Origin of the sequence: Nocardioides humi, assembly GCF_006494775.1 — a bacterium.
Classification (GTDB): domain Bacteria; phylum Actinomycetota; class Actinomycetes; order Propionibacteriales; family Nocardioidaceae; genus Nocardioides; species Nocardioides humi.
This window is the reverse complement of record NZ_CP041146.1, coordinates 5,758,771-5,777,007: the sequence shown is the minus strand read 5'-3', so window position 1 is coordinate 5,777,007 and position 18,237 is coordinate 5,758,771. Positions and strand designations below refer to the sequence as shown.

The following is an 18,237-nucleotide window of genomic DNA, read 5'->3' as shown; positions in this document are numbered from 1 at the left end:
GTTGGCGGGAAGGGAACACACGTGACCGCAACGGCCCGCGGGTTCGGACGAGCGGTCAGCGGCGCACCACCCAGACCGTCGTCTTGGTCTTGACCGGCGAGAGCGCGTCGCTGCCGAGGTAGGTGACCTTGAGCTTCTTGGCACCGGTGGAGGTGAACCTCTTCAGCCTCACCTTCGCCTTGCCGTCGACCACGGTGACCTTCTTGGCCTTCTGGCCCTTCACCTTGATCTTGACCCGACCGGTCACCGGCACTCCGTCGACGTTGACGAGGGTCACCTTCACCTTCGTCCTGGTCTTGCGGAGCTTGATCTTGCCCGGCTTGGTCTTGACGCTCATCTGCACCGCGCCCTTGACGACCGGCCCGACCTGCGCCGAGACCGCGGTGGCGTCGACGAAGCCCGCCGCGTGAGCGGTCACCGCGACCGTGATGGCGGCGCCGGACTGGGCTCCGGTCAGCCGCAGCGTGGCGCTGGTCCCTCCCGTGATCGGCACGCCGTTCGCGTACCACTGGAAGCCGACCGAGTCGGGCGTGGGGGTCCAGGTTCCCGCCGTCGCGGTCAGGGTCTGTCCCACCCGCGGGTCGCCGGAGACCGTGGGGACGGAGTTGCTGACGACCGGCGTCTCCGGGGCTTCAGGAACCTCGATCCGCACCGGAACCGCGGTCTCGGTGACCGGGCCATAGAGCGTCAACTCGTGGGCACCGCCCGGAACGTCCTGCGGCAGGGTCACTGACACCGATGCGCTGCCGATGTTGTCGTAGGCGGTGGTGCTGGCGTCGTTGTTGACCGTGAAGGTACCCAGCACCTCCTCGCCCAGCTTCACCTGGACCTCACCGTCCTGCCGGTCGCCGGTCGCCGACATCGACCACGAGGCGATGTCGAAGTCGACCGTGTCGCCTGCCTCGTACGAGGTCGGAGCATCGCTCGGGAAGGTGACCTTCACGGCGCGCTGACCGTAGTCGACCGCCAGCGGAGCGTGCTGGTCGTACTGCGCCATGTAGTCGACGACGCCTTCCAGATCGACCTTGCCGGTGTCGACCTTGTCCCCGCCGTCGGCGAAGGTCCAGAAGTTGTCGCCGCCCCCGCCAAGGAAGGAGTTGACGGTGACCGAGTAGACCTGCTCGGCGTCGACGGGCTCGCCGTCGAGCCACATTGCGGTGACCTCGCCCTGGAAGGTGTTCACCGGAGCCGAGTTCGGCGCCGACACCGTCACCGGGGTCTCGGTGTAGGTGTAGGTGAAGCCCGACGAGACGCCCAGCCGCAGGAACGGTCGCGAGGGAACGCCGCCCTGGGCGTTGCGCTGCCACTGTTCCTCGAGGACCTCCTCTATCTGCGCACCGGTCAGCTTCATGTTGACCAGCGTGTTCGCGAAGGGCTGGACGTCGGCCGCCTGCCGGTAGCTCACGTCGCGCAGCGCAGCGTCATCCGGGTTCGCCGTGCCCTCCATGTCCTTGCGGAGGCCACCGGGGTTCATGAACGCGATGTCGGTCTCGATGCCTGCCTGCTCGGTGGTCCAGCGCTGCATCTCGGCGACCTGGTTGTTCAGCGTCGACTCGCCGCCACGGTTCTCCGTGGCTCCCGCGGAGGAGGTGTAGGTCGCCCGCCTGAACGGACCGTCCATCGTGCCGAGCACCACGCTGCCGGCGTCCTCGGCGTGGTCGACCGCGTCGTCGACGATCTGCTGCACGTCCGGGTCGGCCTCGTAGCCGACGCCGGCGGTGGCGATCACCTCCTGCGAGAGCGCCTTCAGCTCGCCGGTGTCCTCGTCGAACTTGAAGACGAGCTGGTTGAGGTTCGTGCCGTACTGGCCGGCCGAGACGACCGGTCGCTTGGTGACGTCACGTCCCTGGGTGACCCAGTCCGCCACGGTGTACTTGCAGTTGTACGCCAGGTGGGTGTGGCCGGAGATGATCGCGTCCACGTCGGCGGAGGTGTTCTGGACGATATTGCCGAAGGTCGTGTCCCCGTCGGTGAAGGTCGGGGACGAGCAGTCGGTCGAGGACGCGCCCTCGTGCACCAGCAGGATCACCAGCTCGGCGCCGGCCTGCTTCAGGCCCTCCGCGGCGGCGTTGGTCGCATCGACGATGTCGGTGACCGTGATGCCGTCGATGCCTTGCGGGTTGACCAGGGTCGGCAGGTCCTCGGTGACCGCGCCGACGAAGCCGACCTGGACCCCGTCGAGGGTGGTGGTCCAGGTCTTCGCGAGCTGGTCCTCGGTCGCGATGGAGTCGTCGTAGGCGAGGTTGGCGGCGATGTACTCCCAGTCGGCGAGCTCCTGGACCCGCCCCACCAGATCCGCGTAGCTGCGGTCGAACTCGTGGTTGCCCGCCGCGGAGACCTCGAGCCCCATGGCGTTGAGCGCCTCGATCGTCGGCTCGTCCTGCTGGATGAACGACTCGAAGGTCGACGCGCCGATCAGGTCGCCGGCGGCCACGAAGACCGTGCCGGCCGGGTTCTGGCTCCGCAACTCCTCCACCGCGGTGGCGAACGGCGCCGCGCCGGCGGCGTTGCCGCCGTCGGGCAGGAGTCTCCCGTGGAAGTCGTTGGTGCCGAGAATCTGGACCTCCTTGTACGTCACGGGGGTGAAGGCGGGCACGTCGAGGCCGACGACCTCCGGGTTGTGGTCGGAGGTCGCCCACGGCCGGTTCGGCAGCCAGAAGTCGGTGACGTTGTAGTTGTGGCGGCTGTACTGGAAGGACGCCGCCTCGTTGGCGTTGATCTGCCAGATGTCGGCCCCGGTCACCATCTCCATCGCCGCCTCGTTGGCAAGGACATGGTCCAACGAACCCGAGAGGCCGTCGTAGGAATAGGTCTCCTCACCCGGCGTGTCGGACTCGACAATCTCGTAGTCGGCGTCGGTGAGGACGCCGATCGGCTCCTCCATCGTGTAGGAGTTGAAGTCACCGACGAGGAACACCGGCTCCACACCGCGTGCGGCGGCGAAGTCGTCGGCGTACTGCACGAGACGCGTGGCCTGGCGGATCCGGTCGCCGTTGAACGCCCCGACCTCCGCGTGGTTGGCGTTGTCCCCGGTGGCAGGAGGCGCCGGACTGCGGTTGTCGCCCTTGGACTTGAAGTGGTTGGCGATCACCGCGAAGCCGTGGCTGTCGGGTGCGCCCTTCGCCTTGAAGACCTGTGCCAGTGGCTCACGGGCGTTGGCGAACTCGGTGGTGCCGAAGAGCATGTCGGACTGGCCGACGGGCTCGGCGACCGCGGCGCGGTAGATGAAGGCGGAGCGGATGGTGTCCTGCTCGGCAACCGCGGTCGCGTTGAGGGCACTGCCCGGGCTCTTCACGTAGGCCCACGTGCCGGCACCGGCGGCGTCGTTGAGGATCCTGACCAGGTTGGCGAGGGCGTCGTCCCGGTTGCTCTCGCCCGGCAGCTTGATGGAATTCTCGATCTCCTCCAGGGCGATGATGTCGGCCCCGAGCGCGTTGATCGTGTGGACCAGCTTCGCCTCCTGTCGCGCCAGGCTGACCGCGGTGGCGGCGCCACGGGGACCGCGGCCGTCGTTGGTGCCGGACTCGTCGGTCGGAGTGTCCGGGTCGTCGAGCAGTCGCACGCCGCAGGAGTTGTTGCCGATCCGATTGCTCTGCCGGTCGGTGTAGTAGGTGCAGAAGGTGTCCAGGGGCGGGTCCTGCGCCGGCCCCGCCGCAGCGTAGGCCTCACCTGTGGTGTTGAAGTAGTTGAGGACGTTGAACGTCGCGAGCTTGAGGTCGCCGCCCACGTCCTGCGGTGTCCCGTCGCCGGCGCGGGCGTCCTCGAAGGTCGCCACGGCGGCGCCGTCGGTCGTGACCGGCAACTGCGGCTGGAACTTCCAGGTGTCGTTGCGGTAGTCGAGGACGACCGGCGCTTGGAAGGTCACGTCGGCACCCACGCGCGGCGGCGCCGGGTTGGCTCCCGCTCCCTGGGTCAGCCACGGCACCGGCTGCGCCTTGGTGGTCTGGTTCTGCAGGTAGTTGACCCCGGTACCGTCATCGAGGGTCACAGCACGCTCCGCGTTCTCGTCCCGGATCGCCTGCACCGCGGCCTCGTCGGTGGCGTCGGCGAACTCGGTGGGCTGCTTCAGCGGCTCGTCGCCCGCCGCGAGCCCCACCTCGGCGTACTGGTTGGTGGCGTAGGCGTTGGTGACCGTGAAGTCGCCAAGCGGCTCGATCAGCATGCTCTCCAGCGCCTCGCGCTCCGCGTCGGTCGTCGGGAACGTCGTCGCGAGCGGCGTGACCGCTGGGAGCGGCGTGCCGAGCTCGACCACGCCCGCGCTGGTCACGTTGATCTCGGTGAGTCCGTAGAACTCGCTGATCCGGCCGGTGACCTGGACGGAGTCCCCGATCTCGATGCCGGCCGGGATGGTGTTGTTCCCGTAGTAGACGAAGATGCCGTTCGAGCCGCCGCTCGGGACCTCGCCGCCGGTGCCACCGGTCTGGATGGTGAATCCGTCGAAGCCGCTGTTGACGAACGCCGGGTCCTGGTACATGCCGGTGACCACACCGGTCGTGGTCACCGTGTCCGGCCCCTGCCCGATCCCCGTCTCCGGGGCGTACGGCGACCGGCCCTCGGTGCCCTGCAGCTCGGCGATCGGCTTGATCTCCGGAGCGTCGTCGACGGTGACGGTGAAGGTCGTACTCGCCGTGGCGGCCTCGTCATCGGTCACCGTCACCGTGATCTCGGCCGGTGAGCTGGTCGCGGCCGTCGGCGTACCGGAGATCTGGGCGCCGGAGAGGCTGAGGCCATCGGGCAGCGTGCCGGCGGTGATCTCCCAGGTGTAGGGCGGCGTCCCGCCGGTCGCTGCGAGGGCGATCGGCGTGATGAGCGTGTCGACGAAGAAGCTCTTGTTGCCGGGGTTGGTGGCCGCGAGCGGCTGAGAGGTCACATCCCCGTAGCCGTTCGGCACCCCGCGTGTATGCGCCGCAGGTCCAGCCCAGGTGCCGTCGACCAGTCGCTGAAGAGAGTCGGTCCCTGGGGTGGAGTTGGTCTCGCTCACCAAGGTGTCGACCGACGACACGCTCACGGCCGGCGTGCCCAGCATCGCTGTCATCTCGCCCTCATAGGAGATGAACTCCACGACGCTGCCGCCGGCGTCGATCAGGGCGATGCCGTCGGGCGAGCCGTTCTGGACCGTTCCGCTCGTGGTCGGGGGGTACCCCACCACGACGGTCCCCCAACCGTCCGCCTGGTCCGCGATGGTGGCGGAAAACCCGTCGGTGCGATAGACGCTGTTGTTGCTCCCGTTGACCAGTTGAACAGTCCAGCCCGTAAGGTCGGTCCCCGCCGGCGCGGTGACCTCGACAAACTCGCCCACCCCACCGCTGTCCCCCGGAGTGCTGTCGTCGTAGTGGAACTCGGAGATGAAGACACCGGCCACCGCGTGGGCCGGCGCCGCGCTGAGAGCGGTCAGGCCCGAGACGGCGAGGGCCACGCCGAGGGAACCGAACAGGAACTGCTTCGCTGAACGCATCGAACTTCTTCCGGGGTCGACAAAGCGGCGTAGCGCCCTGCACCCCGAGAAAGTGCGTGCGCGAAGGACAAAACGCGGGGAAGAGCCCCGACCCTAGGCTGATCGACCACCCGACTGGCAAGAGGCCGGAGAAAATCAAGTGACGAAAAGGTGACGTCGTACCGTCAGGTGTTGCCCTTGCGGCCGGTAGCGAAGGAGGTCGTCAGGCGGCCGGCGTGCTGCGGATGCTGTGCCGCTGGCGCCACACGTCGCGGAAGAACTCGTAGCCGGACCAGATCGTCAGCACGAAGGCGACCAGCAGCAGCACGATCGCGACGCCCCAGGTGATCTGGCCGGGGACGTCGAGCCAGCCGACCTCGTCCCCGACCTCGAGCAGCGGCAGGCTGAGCAGGCCGAGGGCGAGGGCCTGGGCGACGGTCTTCCACTTGCCGCTCTGGGCGGCGGCGATCACCACGGACTTGAGCACCGAGAGCCGGAGCAGGGTGACCGCCCACTCGCGGACCAGCACCACGACCGTGATCGTCCACATCCACCAGGTGTCCATGATGATCGACAGCCCGATGAAGGCCATGCCGGTGATCGCCTTGTCCGCGATCGGGTCGGCGATCTTGCCGAAGTCGGTGATCAGGTTGCGGGCGCGGGCGATGTCGCCGTCGACCTTGTCGGTGACCATGGCGACGAAGAAGATGCCCCAGGCGACGGTGCGCCAGGTGATCGAGTCGCCGCCGTCGTACAGCAGCGCCCAGCCGTAGAAGGGGACCAGGACGATCCGCAGGGTCGTCAGCGCGTTGGGGAGGTTCCAGTTGCTCGGCGTGGCCGCCGCCGGGGTCTCCCCCGTGCTGGTCTCGCTCATGACCGTCCTCCTGCCGGTTCGGCGATCAGGTCGACGCCGTCGGACGCGACGACGACGGCGCGCACCAGGTCGCCGACGCGCACATCGGGTACGCCGAGCACCCGGGTGGTGCCGTCGACCTCAGGCCCCTGCTGGGCGGCGCGGCCCTCGACCGTGCCGTCGCCGGTGCCGTCGGGGTCGAGCTCCTCGACCAGCACCTCGACCACGGAGCCGATCCGCTCCTCGGCGCGCTCGGAGGTCAGCTCGGAGACCAGGTCGTCGAGGTGCTGCACCCGGGCGTGGATCTCGTCCTCGTCGAGCTTGCCGTCGAGCCTGGCGGCCTCGGTGCCGTCCTCGTCGGAGTACCCGAACACGCCGGTGACGTCCATCCGCGCGGCGACGAGGAAGTCGCACAGCGTCTGGAACTCCTCCTCGGTCTCCCCCGGGAACCCGACGATGACATTGGAGCGCACACCCGCCTCGGGCGCGAGCGCACGCACCTGCGACAGCAGGCCGAGGAAGCTCTCCGGGTCGCCGAAGCGGCGCATCCGGCGCAGCACGGTCGCGCTGGCGTGCTGGAACGACAGGTCGAAGTACGGCGCCACGCCGGGCGTGGTCGCGATCGCCCGGACCAGTCCGGGGCGGGTCTCGGCGGGCTGCAGGTAGGAGACCCGGACCCGCTCGATGCCCTCGACCGCGGTGAGCTCGGGCAGCAGGGTCTCGAGCAGGCCGAGGTCGCCGAGGTCCTTGCCGTAGGAGGTGGAGTTCTCCGAGACGAGGAAGAGCTCCTTCACGCCCTGCCCGGCCAGCCAGGCCGCCTCCTGCAGCACGTCGGAGGGCCGGCGGCTGACGAACGAGCCGCGGAACATCGGGATCGCGCAGAACGTGCAGCGCCGATCGCAGCCGCTGGCCAGCTTGAGCGGCGCCATCGGCCCGCCGTCGAGCCGGCGCCGGACGGCGGAGCGGCCGGGGATCGCGACGTCCACGTCGGCGGGCGCCTCGACGACCGCCTGCCGCTCGGCGGGGCTGATCGGGAGCAGCAGGCGCCGGTCCCGCGGCGTGTGCGGGTGCGGCCGCTCGCCGGCGAGGATCGAGCGCAGCCGACCGGAGATGTCCTGGTAGTCGTCGAAGCCCAGCACCGCGTCGGCCTCGGGCAGCGAGTCGGCCAGCTCCTCGCCGTACCGCTCGGCCAGGCAGCCCACGGCCACGACGGCCTGCGGCCGGCCGGACTCCTTGAGGTCGGCGGCCGCGAGCAGCGTGTCGATCGAGTCCTTCTTGGCGGCGTCGACGAAGCCACAGGTGTTGACCACGACCGTGTCGGCGCTCTCGGGGTCGTCGACGAGGGTGAAGCCGTCGGCGGCGAGCCGGCCGGCCAGCTCCTCGGAGTCGACGTCGTTGCGGGCGCACCCGAGGGTGAGCAGCGCGACCGAGACGGGGTTCGTGGGTGTGCTGGTCATGTCCGGTCGAGGATACCGGCGCGAGGGCCCGCGCCGGGATTCGTCAGCGAGCGACCAGGGTCTTGGAGACCTCGGCGCCGGTCTCGCCCAGCGCCTGGGCCTTCTTGCCGCCGATGGCGTAGGTCACCGAGCCGTCCGAGCTCCAGATCCGCACCGGGGGCACGACCTTCAGCTCCGAGGTCTGGCCGAAGGCCAGGTCGCCGTCGAACACGATCTCGCCGGCGGCGTCGCGGATCACCAGCTGCGCGCCACCGCCCGCCGCGGTCAGGGTGAGCTCGACCGGGTCGCCCTTGGCCGCGGCGGCCTTCGAGATCCCGCCGCTCTGGTTGAGCACCGGGGTGTCGCCGACGGGAGCGGGCCCGCCCATCACCAGGCGTGCGACCGACCACACCAGCACCGCGCCCATCACGGCCGCGATGAGCACCGACCAGTTCCGGCCGCCGCGGGTGCTGCGGATCGAGCCCCCCGCTCCGGTCGCCAGCTCGGACTCGAACACGCGGCGGGGGTCGACCGGCGCGTCGGCGTACGTCTCGTCGTACGACGCCACGAGCGGTCCCGCGTCGATGCCGAGCACCCGCGCGAGGGTGCGCAGGTGCCCGCGGGCGTAGAAGTCGCCGCCGCACGGTGCGAAGTCGTCGACCTCGATCGCCTCGATGACGTGGGGGCGGATCCGGGTGCGCTCGGAGAGCTGGTCGATCGTGAGGCGGAGCCGGTCGCGCGCGGCGGTCAGCTCGGGGCCGATCACCGGCTGCGCGGCGGGCTGCACGGCCAGGTCGTCGAGTACGACGGTGACGGACGCGGCATCGTCGGCGACCGGCGCGCGCACCAGGGTCGGCCGGTCCAGCTCGACCCGCGCGGCGAGCACGGTCGGGCGCTCCGGCGCGGGCGACTCGTCGGCGACGTCGGGGTCCTCCGTCACCGCGGCGATCTCGTCGGTGCTCTCGTCGTCGGTGGCGAGCACGACCTCGCCGGTGTCCTCGAAGTCGGACGCGTCATGGCCGTCGCCCGCCGGCCCGTCGCCCGACAGCCCGGCGGCCACGCGGGCCGCGATCCCCCGGCGCTCCTCGGGCTCGGCGGGGGTCTCGTCGGCGTACAGGTCGCTGAGCTGCGGCACCGACTCCTCGCGCTCCGCGGCGTCCTCGGCCATGTCCGGCACCACCTCGACCACGTCGGCGCGGCCGTCGGCGAGCTCGGCCAGGACGTCGCTGAGCGAGCCCGACTCGACCCCGACGACCCGGGTGGCGAGGGTCAGGGGCACGACGAGCTGCTGGTCGTCGTACCCGTCGACGAGGATGTGGCCGTCGCGGACGAGGCCGCGGCGGGGCAGGTGCTCCAGGCAGTCGATCTCCGGCCAGGCGATCCCCCGCCAGAGCGCGCCCTGGCGCAGCCGGACGCCCTGGTCGTCGGCGACGAGCAGCGGCGCCCGCCCGTCGACCAGTGCCGCGGCGTGCGCGATCGTGATCAGCGCCAGCACCCCGAAGGACACCCAGTCGAGGGTGGTGCCGCCACCGAACGCGCGCACCGCGAAGGCGACGGTGAGCAGGGCCGAGAACCCGCCCACCGATGCGGACAGGGCGACATGGCGGCGTACCTCGATCCGCCGCTCGGTGGGCTCGGTACGCTCCGCCGGGCTCTCGGTCATGCCTCCCCCTGGATGGTCGCGATCACGGAGTCGATCTCGTCGGGCTTGACCAGGACGTCGCGCGCCTTGGACCCCTCGCTGGGGCCGACGACGCCCCGGCTCTCGAGGATGTCCATCAGCCGGCCGGCCTTCGCGAAGCCGACCCGGAGCTTGCGCTGCAGCATCGACGTGGAGCCGAACTGGGTGGAGACCACGAGCTCGATCGCCTGGACGACCAGGTCCATGTCGTCGCCGATGTCGTCGTCGAGGACCTTGTTGGACGCCGCCGGCGCGGTGACGTCCTCGCGGTAGACCGGCTCGAGCTGGGTCTTGCAGTGCTTGACGACCTGGTGGATCTCCGGCTCGCTGACCCAGGAGCCCTGGACCCGGATCGGCTTCGAGGCGCCCATCGGCAGGAACAGGCCGTCGCCCTGGCCGACCAGCTTCTCCGCGCCGGGGGTGTCGAGGATGACCCGGCTGTCGGCGAGGCTGGACGTGGCGAACGCCAGCCGCGACGGGACGTTGGCCTTGATCAGGCCGGTCACGACGTCGACGGACGGCCGCTGCGTGGCGAGCACCAGGTGGATACCGGCGGCCCGGGCGAGCTGCGTGATCCGCACGATCGAGCTCTCGACGTCGCGGGGGCGACCATCATCAGGTCGGCGAGCTCGTCGACGATCACCAGCAGGTACGGGTACGGCGACAGCGTGCGCTCGCTGCCCGGCGGGACCTCGACCCTCCCCTCGCGGACGGCCTTGTTGAAGTCGTTGATGTGCCGGAAGCCGAAGTTGGCGAGGTCGTCGTACCGCATGTCCATCTCGCGGCAGACCCACTCGAGCGCCTCGGCGGCCTTCTTCGGGCTGGTGATGATCGGCGTGATCAGGTGCGGGACGCCCTCGTAGGCGTTCAGCTCCACCCGCTTGGGGTCGACCATGATCATCCGGACCTCGTCGGGCGTGGAGCGCATCAGAACCGAGGTGATCATCGAGTTGATGAAGCTCGACTTCCCGGAGCCGGTCGCGCCCGCGACCAGCAGGTGCGGCATCTTGGCGAGGTTCGCGACCACGAAGCCGCCCTCGACGTCCTTGCCGAGGCCGGTCACCAGCGGGTGGTGGTCGCCGCGCGCGACGCCCGAGCGCAGCACGTCGCCGAGGGTGACGATCTCCTTGTCGGTGTTGGGGATCTCCACGCCGACGGCGGACTTGCCCGGGATCGGGCTGAGGATCATCACGTCCGAGGTGGCCACCGCGTAGGCGATGTTCTTCTGGATGTTGGTGATCTTCTCGACCTTGACGCCGGTGCCGAGCTCGATCTCGTACCGGGTGACCGTCGGGCCCCGCGTGTAGCCGGTGACCTGGGCGTCGACGTTGAACTCGTCGAGCACGGTCTGCAGCCGGCTCACGACCTCGTCGCTGGCCTTGGACCGGGCCCGGTGCGGGTCGCCCGGCTTGAGCGCGGAGGCGTCGGGCAGCGAGTAGACGATGTCGCCGGACAGGGCGAGCTGCTCGACGCGCTGCGGCAGGTCGGCGTGCGGCGGCGGCTCGAGCTCGCCGGTCTCGTCGTCGGCGCCGGACTGCGCCAGCCGCCGGGCGATCAGCGCGTTGGAGCCCGCCTCCGGGTCGACCGGCTCGGCCGGCTCGTCGTCGGTGAGCGGGACGTCGATGGGCTCGAGCAGCTCCATCGACTCCTCGGACGGGTTCGGCTCCTCGGCCTTCTTGCGCCGGCGCCTCTTGGGCTCGGCGAGCACCGGGCTGTCGTACGCCGGGTCGCCCATCCGCTCGAAGGTGTCGTCCAGGCCGATCGCCTGGGTCGCCTCGTCGTCGTCCGCGTGGTGGCGACCCAGCAGCAGGTCGCCGATCTCGCGCAGGCGGTCGGGCACGCGGTACAGCGGCGTCGCGGTGATGACCAGGACGCCGAAGAAGGCGAGCAGCGCCAGGAGCGGTACGACGACCGCCGGCGCGCGGAGCAGGTCGAGCAGCAGGGCCGAGACGACGTACCCGACGGCTCCGCCGCCGTCGCGCAGCGGCATCGTGTCGCCCTGCACGGGCTCCGGGCTGCCGTTGGCGATGTGGACGATGCCGAGCAGGCCGAAGGAGAACGCGGTCCAGCCGATCACCTGGCGCCCGACCGGGCCGTTGCCGGCCGGGTCGCGCATGACCCGCCAGCCGGCGAGCAGCACCAGCAGCGGCACGAACCAGCCGATCTTGCCGACCGTGCCGGACACGGCCGCCCGGGTGAAGTCCATGACGCCGCCGGGCACCTCGAACCAGACGGCGGCGGCGACGATCAGCGACACCGCCACGAGGAGCAGGCCGAAGCCGTCGCGGCGCTGCTCGGGCGCGATGTCCCGGGCACCGTGGCCGACGCCGCGGGTGACCGCGCCGATGCCGTGGGCGAACGCGAGCCACAGGGCGACCACTCCCCTGCCGAGGGCGGCGAAGACGCGCAGCACCGGCCCGGGGCCGTTGCGCACGGCGCGCGGGGCCGGTCGCCGGGCCGCGGACTTCTTGGCCGCGGGGCGCTTCTTGGTGGTCGTACTCCGGGAGCGCGAGCTGGCTGTCTTCTTCACGCCCGAGCGTGAGGAAGAGCTGGTCCTGCTGCGCGACCCCGGCGGGGAAGACGTACGGGTCGCCATGACACCAAACCTAGGCGATCGTCACTCCAGTCACACGCACCACACGCGGGTGTGTCGGCAGCGCGGCGGGAGGCGACCTCCGGCAGCTTGCTGCCTTTCGCGTCGCCGGAGACGCGCTCGACCTGCCGTCGACCCGTCGGCAGCGCGGCGGCTGGGACCCGGATGTTCTCCGGCCCGGCGACGAAGGTAAAGGACACTTTCCGCCGCACCTCTGGACCCGCCGCATTCCTGCGCTCTAGGGTGCCGAGAACGTGCCTGGAGCGAGCGACACTCGGCCCTCACCGACGGCACTTCACATCTCGGAGGAGTACATCTCGTGAGACTCAACCTTCCCGGCACCCTGCGGAAGGGTGTCGGCCTCTCGCTGGTCGGCGCGGCGCTGGTCGTGATCCCGTCCGCGCCGATCGAGGCGGCACCGAAGGATCCCTCGGTCGTCCAGCAGATGCGCAACGAGGCGGACGGGAGCGTCGCGGTGACGACGTCCCCGGCCACCGACACGGTCGCCTTCATCAGCGCGACCGATGACCTGTTCCCGTCGGGCAAGGCCGCGAAGTCGGCGAACGCGGCCGCGGCCAAGGCGAGCGGGTACGTCGACAAGTACGCCCGTGCGTTCGGCGCCACCGCCGCCGAGCTGGAGCAGTCGGCGGTCACCCGGACGCCGGCCGGCTACACCGTCGACTTCACCCAGTCGCACCAGGGCGTGCCGGTCTTCGGCGCGAAGCTGCGCGCCCACGTCGACAACCAGGGCGACCTCACCTCGGTCTCGGGCTACGTCGCCCCGGAGATCGACGTGGACGTCAGCCCGCGGATCGGCCAGGACGCGGCCACCGCCAAGGCGATCGAGCTCGCCAGCGAGGCGCCCGCCGGCGCCGGCGAGGACGCGGCCGACAAGCCGAAGGCGAGCAGCCTGACGGCGACCAAGGCCGACCTGATGATCTACCGGATGGGCGCGATCCAGGGCGTCGAGGGACGCAACCTGCTCGCCTGGGTCGTCGAGGTGACCGACGGCAGGCAGGTGCGCGAGACCACCGTCCTCGACGCGATCACCGGCAAGCCCGTCAACCGCTACTCGATGATCGCCCACGCGCTCGACCGCGAGCTGCACGAGGAGTCCATCGGAGAGGACCCGGTGTGGGTCGAGGGCGACGACTTCCCGGGCGACCTCGACGAGGACCAGCAGAGCGAGGTCCAGGGCACCGGCGAGGCGTACTGGCTCTTCATGAACACCTTCGGCCGCGACTCCTACGACGGTGAGGGCGCGACGATGATCACGGTCAACAACGACCCGAACATCGCCTGCCCGAACGCCAACTGGAACGGCACCTCGACGAACTACTGCTCCGGCGTCTCCTCCGACGACACCGTCGCCCACGAGTGGGGACACGCCTACACCGAGTACACCTCGGGCCTGCTCTACCAGTGGCAGCCGGGCGCGATGAACGAGGCGTACTCCGACATCTGGGGCGAGACCGTCGACATGCTCAACGACCGGTACAACGACCCCGACGAGGAGACGCACCGCACCGACGGGCAGTGCTCGAAGGGCACCCGCGGCGACATCGCCGTCGTGATCAGCGACCCGGTCGGCACCTGCACCGCCGCGCCCGCGTCGTTCGGCCCGATCATCGACCACGTCGAGGGCGACCTGGTCATCGGCACGGACGCGGCCGACGAGGCCGGCCCGAGCACGACCGACGGCTGCTCCCCGTTCGACAACGCCGCCGAGATCGACGGCAACTTCGTGTTCGTCGACCGCGGCACCTGCCCGTTCGCCGACAAGATGGCCAACGCCGAGGACGCCGGTGCCGTGGGCATCATCTTCGGCAACAACGCCGCCGGGCTGGTCTCGGTGGCCGGTGACTCGGAGCTGTACGGCGCCATGGTCACCCAGGCGGACGGGACCCGGATCAAGGAGGCGGCCGGCACCCCGCTGACCGTCACCCTGGACGACGCGGCGACCGACCCGCGGGACGACAGCTACCGCTGGCTCTCCGGCGAGGACGACTCGGCGTTCGGCGGCGCGATCCGCGACATGTGGAACCCGAACTGCTACGGCGACCCGGCCAAGGTCAGCGACGAGGAGTACTACTGCGACACCGGCGACAACGGCGGCGTCCACACCAACTCCGGCGTGGTCAACCACACCTACGCGCTGCTCGTCGACGGCGGCGCCTACAACGACGTGACCGTCGAGGGCATCGGCCTCGACAAGGCGGCGAACATCTTCTGGCACACCCAGACGAACTACCTCACCCCCACGTCGGGATTCGCCGAGCTGGCCGACGGCCTGGAGCAGTCCTGCACGGACCTCACGGGTGTCACGACGCTGAAGAATCTCACCGTCGGCTCCAGCCCCACCGGGGTGGCGAGGACGACGCCGGCGCGATGGACGCGATCACCGAGGACGACTGCGCCGCGGTGGCCGCTGCCGCCGAGGCGACCGAGCTGCGGGTCGACCCGGTGCAGTGCAACTTCCAGCTCATGTTCGCCGCCGGCACGATCGGCTGCGGCCAGGGCACGACCACCACGACGCTGTGGTCGGAGGGCTTCGAGTCCGGGCTGCCCGACGGGTGGACCCAGGACGTCGAGTACGCCGACTTCGGCGAGGACGGCGGCGGGTCGCAGCACTTCGACGCCTCCGTCACCGCCGAGCTGCCGATCGTCTCCGAGGGCGGCGCCGATCACGCGGGCGGGCCGAACGTCCTGTACTTCAACGACAAGGGCGACGCCGGCCGGTTCGGCGACTGCGCGCTCGGCGACGACGACTACTCCTCGCGGGTCGGCCTCGCCACACCCGAGCTGACCGTCCCGAACGGCCAGCTGCCGCGCCTCTCCTTCGACCACTACGTGGCGTCCGAGGTCGGCTGGGACGGCGGCAACGTCAAGGTCAGCGTCAACGGCGGCGACTTCGAGCTGGTGCCCGAGGACGCCTGGCTGTACAACGCCCCCGGCAGCGAGCTGACCTCCCTCGGCGGCGGCAACACCAACCCGATGGCGGGCGAGGCCGCGTTCACGGGCACCGACGGCGGCGTACCGACCGGCTCGTGGGGCTCCTCGGTGATCGACCTCCAGAAGGTCGCCGCCGCCGGCGACACCGTCCAGTTCCGGTTCGACTTCGGCATGGACGGCTGCAACGGCATCGACGGCTGGTACATCGACAACGTGGCGCTCAGCGTCTGCACCGCGTCCGTCGTGACCCCGCCCGCCCCGGGCACCGCCACCGTCTCCCCCGCGGCCAAGGCCAAGAAGGGCAAGGTCACGATCAAGATCACGACGGCCGACGGCGTGATGCCGTCCGGTCCGGTCACGGTCAAGATCAAGGGCAAGACCTACACCGGCACCGCTGTCAACGGGGTGGTGAAGATCAAGGCCAAGAAGCAGCTCAAGAAGCTGTGGAAGAAGGGCAAGCGCAAGGTCAAGGCGACCGTGAGCTACCCCGGTGACGCCCAGGTCGCGCCGTTCACCGCCAAGGTCAAGATCAAGTTGAAGGGCAAGCAGTAGCGGCTATCCACAGGCGTATGGATCCCCGGATATCCGGGGATCCATACGCTTGTCAGGGGTTGCAACCCCCACTAAGTGCATGAATCCCCGGATATCCGGGGATTCATGCAGCCGCCGGATCAGGCCTCGACGACCACCGGAATGATCATCGGCCGGCGCTTGTGGGTGTTGCTGACCCAGCGGCCGATGGTGCGGCGGACGGTCTGCTGGAGCTGGTAGGTGTCGGTGCTGCCCTCGTCGATCGAGCGGTTGACGGCGTCGACGATGGGCTGCTTGATCGACTCGAAGTCGGAGTCGGCCCAGGCGTGGCCGCGGGCGTGGATCTCGGGGCCGGCGGAGACCTTGCCGGCGACGGAGTCGACGACGACGATGACCGAGATGAAGCCCTCCTCGCCGAGGATCCGGCGGTCCTTGAGCTCGGACTCGGTGACGTCGCCGACGGACTGGCCGTCGACGAAGACGTAGCCGCAGTCGACCTTGCCGACCACGGAGGCGACGCCGTCGACCAGGTCGACCACGACGCCGTCCTCGGCGTACACGACGTTCTCGACGCCGGTGGCCTTGGCGAGGTCGCCGTTGGCGAGCATGTGCCGCACCTCGCCGTGGACGGGCAGCACGTTGCGCGGCTTGACGATGTTGTAGCAGTAGAGCAGCTCGCCGGCGCTGGCGTGCCCGCTGACATGGACCAGCGCGTTGCCCTTGTGGACGACGTGGGCGCCGAGCCGGGCCAGGCCGTTGATGACGCGGTAGACGGCGTTCTCGTTGCCCGGGATCAGGCTCGAGGCGAGGATGACGGTGTCGCCCTCCTCGAGGTGCACGAAGTTGTGGTTGCGCTGCGCGATCCGGGCGAGAGCGCTGAGCGGCTCGCCCTGCGAGCCGGTGGAGATCAGCACCTGCCGCTCGGGGCGAGGTCGGCGAGCTCCTTGGCCTCGACCATGACGCCCGGCGGCACCTTGAGGTAGCCCAGGTCGCGGGCGATGGCCATGTTGCGCACCATCGAGCGGCCGACGTACGCCACCTTGCGGTCGTGCTTGACGGCGGCGTCGAGGACCTGCTGGACGCGGTGCACGTGGGAGGCGAAGCAGGCGACGATGATCCGCTGCTTCGACTCGGCGAAGGCCTGTTCGAGCACGGGGGTGATCTTGCGCTCGGCGGTGGTGAAGCCGGGCACCTCGGCGTTGGTGGAGTCGGTGAGGAAGAGGTCGACGCCCTCCTCCCCCAGCCGCGCGAAGGCGCGCAGGTCGGTGATCCGGCCGTCGAGCGGCAGCTGGTCCATCTTGAAGTCGCCGGTGTGCAGGACCATCCCGGCGCCGGTGCGGATCGCGACCGCGAGCGCGTCGGGGATGGAGTGGTTGACCGCGACGAACTCCAGGTCGAAGGGCCCGAACGAGATCCGGTCGCCCTCCTTGACGGTGTAGAACGGCGTCTGGCGCAGCCGGTGCTCGCGCAGCTTGGAGTTGAGCAGCGCGAGGGTCAGCTCGGAGCCGACGAGCGGGATGTCCTGCCGCTCGCGCAGGAGGTACGGCGTCGCGCCGATGTGGTCCTCGTGCCCGTGGGTGAGCACCAGCGCCTCGACGTCGTCGAGCCGGTCCCGGATCGGTCCGAAGTCGGGGAGGATCAGGTCGACGCCGGGCTGGTGGTCGTCGGGGAAGAGGACGCCGCAGTCGACGATGAGCAGCCGGCCGTCGTACTCGAAGACGGTCATGTTGCGGCCGACCTCGCCGAGGCCGCCGAGGGGGGTGACCCGCAGGCCGCCCCGGGGCAGCTTCGGGGGCGCGGACAGCTCGGGGTGCGGGTGCGACATCAGAGGAGGCCCGCCGCGGCGAGACCGGCGCGGAGCTCCGCGACCTCGTCGTCGTCGAGCGCCAGGAGCGGGGCTCGGACCGCCCGGTTGGGGAGTACGCCGAGCAGCTCGAGCGCGGCCTTCGCGGTCGTGGCACCGTAGTTGGGCACGCCCATGATCGCCTCGAACGCCGGGATCAGGCCGGTGTGGATCCGCAGCGCCTCCGCGTGGTCGCCGGCGAGGAACGCCTCGATCATCGCCCGGAGCTGGCTGCCGGCGACATGGCCCACGACGGAGACCAGGCCGGTCGCGCCGTAGGCGAGGTAGCCGAGGGTGTTGACGTCGTCGCCGGAGTAGACGGCGTAGCCGAGGTCGACCAGCCGGGCGGTGCGGGACAGGTCGCCGGTGGCCTCCTTGACCGCGACGACGGTGTCCCACTCCTTGGCGGCGGTGTAGGTGTCGAGCGCGATCTTGGTGCCGGTGCGGCCGGGCACGTCGTAGAGCATGACGGGGACGCCGGTGGCCTCGACGACCTGGCGGAAGTGGTTGAGCACGCCCGGCTGGCTCGGCTTGTTGTAGTACGGCGTCACCAGCAGCAGCCCGTCGGCGCCGACCTTCTCGGCCTGCTGGGCGAGCTCGACGGAGTGGCGGGTGTCGTTGGTGCCGACCCCGGCGACCACCTTCGCGCGGTCGCCGACGGCGTCCTTGACCGCAGCCAGCGTCTCGCCGTCCTCGGCGCCGGTGGTGGTCGGGGACTCGCCGGTGGTGCCGGAGACGACGATGCCGTCGTTGCCGTGGTCGACGAGGTGCTTGGCGACCTTCTGCACCCCGTCCAGGTCGACCGAGCCGTTCTCGAGGAACGGCGTGACCATCGCGGTCAGCATGGTGCCGAAGGGTGCAGAACTCATGGGCCCAAGGCTATCGCCCCCGGCCCGAATCCCTCACTCCGCCAC

Annotated in this window: 7 protein-coding genes and 2 pseudogenes; 2 read left to right on the top strand and 7 right to left on the bottom strand. The window is 70.3% G+C overall.

Annotated elements, in window-relative coordinates; genetic code table 11:
- Positions 1-55: 55 nt before the first annotated feature.
- From FIV44_RS27785 to FIV44_RS27765, 5 genes and pseudogenes are all read right to left on the bottom strand, one after another.
- Positions 56-5,455 carry an ExeM/NucH family extracellular endonuclease gene (locus FIV44_RS27785; RefSeq protein WP_141007271.1) on the bottom strand — a complete coding sequence of 1,800 codons (5,400 nt, stop codon included), beginning with the start codon at positions 5,453-5,455 and terminating at the stop codon, positions 56-58.
- A gap of 202 nt (positions 5,456-5,657) precedes the next feature.
- On the bottom strand, positions 5,658-6,308 hold the full coding sequence (gene pgsA, locus FIV44_RS27780; RefSeq protein ID WP_141007270.1) for a CDP-diacylglycerol--glycerol-3-phosphate 3-phosphatidyltransferase: 651 nt from the start codon (positions 6,306-6,308) through the stop codon (positions 5,658-5,660).
- Positions 6,305-7,744: a 30S ribosomal protein S12 methylthiotransferase RimO gene (gene rimO / locus FIV44_RS27775; protein ID WP_141007269.1), complete on the bottom strand. Its 1,440-nt coding sequence runs from the start codon at positions 7,742-7,744 to the stop codon at positions 6,305-6,307. Before rimO ends, pgsA begins: the two co-directional genes overlap by 4 nt.
- A gap of 43 nt (positions 7,745-7,787) precedes the next feature.
- Positions 7,788-9,386, bottom strand: a complete 1,599-nt coding sequence (locus FIV44_RS27770; protein ID WP_141007268.1) for a helix-turn-helix domain-containing protein — start codon at positions 9,384-9,386, stop codon at positions 7,788-7,790.
- Positions 9,383-12,000 (bottom strand): annotated as a pseudogene (locus tag FIV44_RS27765) (FtsK/SpoIIIE family DNA translocase). Before FIV44_RS27765 ends, FIV44_RS27770 begins: the two are co-directional and overlap by 4 nt.
- Before the next feature lie 316 nt (positions 12,001-12,316).
- Here FIV44_RS27765 and FIV44_RS27760 point away from each other — a divergent pair.
- Entirely contained in the window at positions 12,317-14,803 is a 2,487-nt protein-coding gene (locus FIV44_RS27760; protein ID WP_141007267.1) for a M4 family metallopeptidase, read from the top strand.
- Between the two features lie 44 nt (positions 14,804-14,847).
- Complete coding sequence (locus FIV44_RS30930; RefSeq protein WP_181410872.1) at positions 14,848-15,501, top strand: hypothetical protein; 654 nt, start codon at positions 14,848-14,850, stop codon at positions 15,499-15,501.
- A 119-nt stretch (positions 15,502-15,620) separates the two neighbouring features.
- Here the strand turns inward: FIV44_RS30930 and FIV44_RS27755 are convergent.
- Positions 15,621-17,305, bottom strand: a pseudogene (locus FIV44_RS27755) (ribonuclease J).
- Entirely contained in the window at positions 17,305-18,192 is an 888-nt protein-coding gene (dapA, locus tag FIV44_RS27750; protein WP_141007266.1) for a 4-hydroxy-tetrahydrodipicolinate synthase, read from the bottom strand. The pseudogene FIV44_RS27755 and the gene dapA overlap by 1 nt, the downstream one beginning before the upstream one ends.
- Positions 18,193-18,237 lie beyond the last annotated feature (45 nt).

Excerpts from the sequence above, each read along its gene's own strand:
- dapA (WP_141007266.1), bottom strand. The coding sequence starts at position 18,192 with ATGAGTTCTGCACCCTTCGGCACCATGCTGACCGCGATGGTCACGCCG.
- FIV44_RS27785 (WP_141007271.1), bottom strand. The coding sequence starts at position 5,455 with ATGCGTTCAGCGAAGCAGTTCCTGTTCGGTTCCCTCGGCGTGGCCCTC.
- pgsA (WP_141007270.1), bottom strand. The coding sequence starts at position 6,308 with ATGAGCGAGACCAGCACGGGGGAGACCCCGGCGGCGGCCACGCCGAGC.
- FIV44_RS27770 (WP_141007268.1), bottom strand. The coding sequence starts at position 9,386 with ATGACCGAGAGCCCGGCGGAGCGTACCGAGCCCACCGAGCGGCGGATC.
- rimO (WP_141007269.1), bottom strand. The coding sequence starts at position 7,744 with ATGACCAGCACACCCACGAACCCCGTCTCGGTCGCGCTGCTCACCCTC.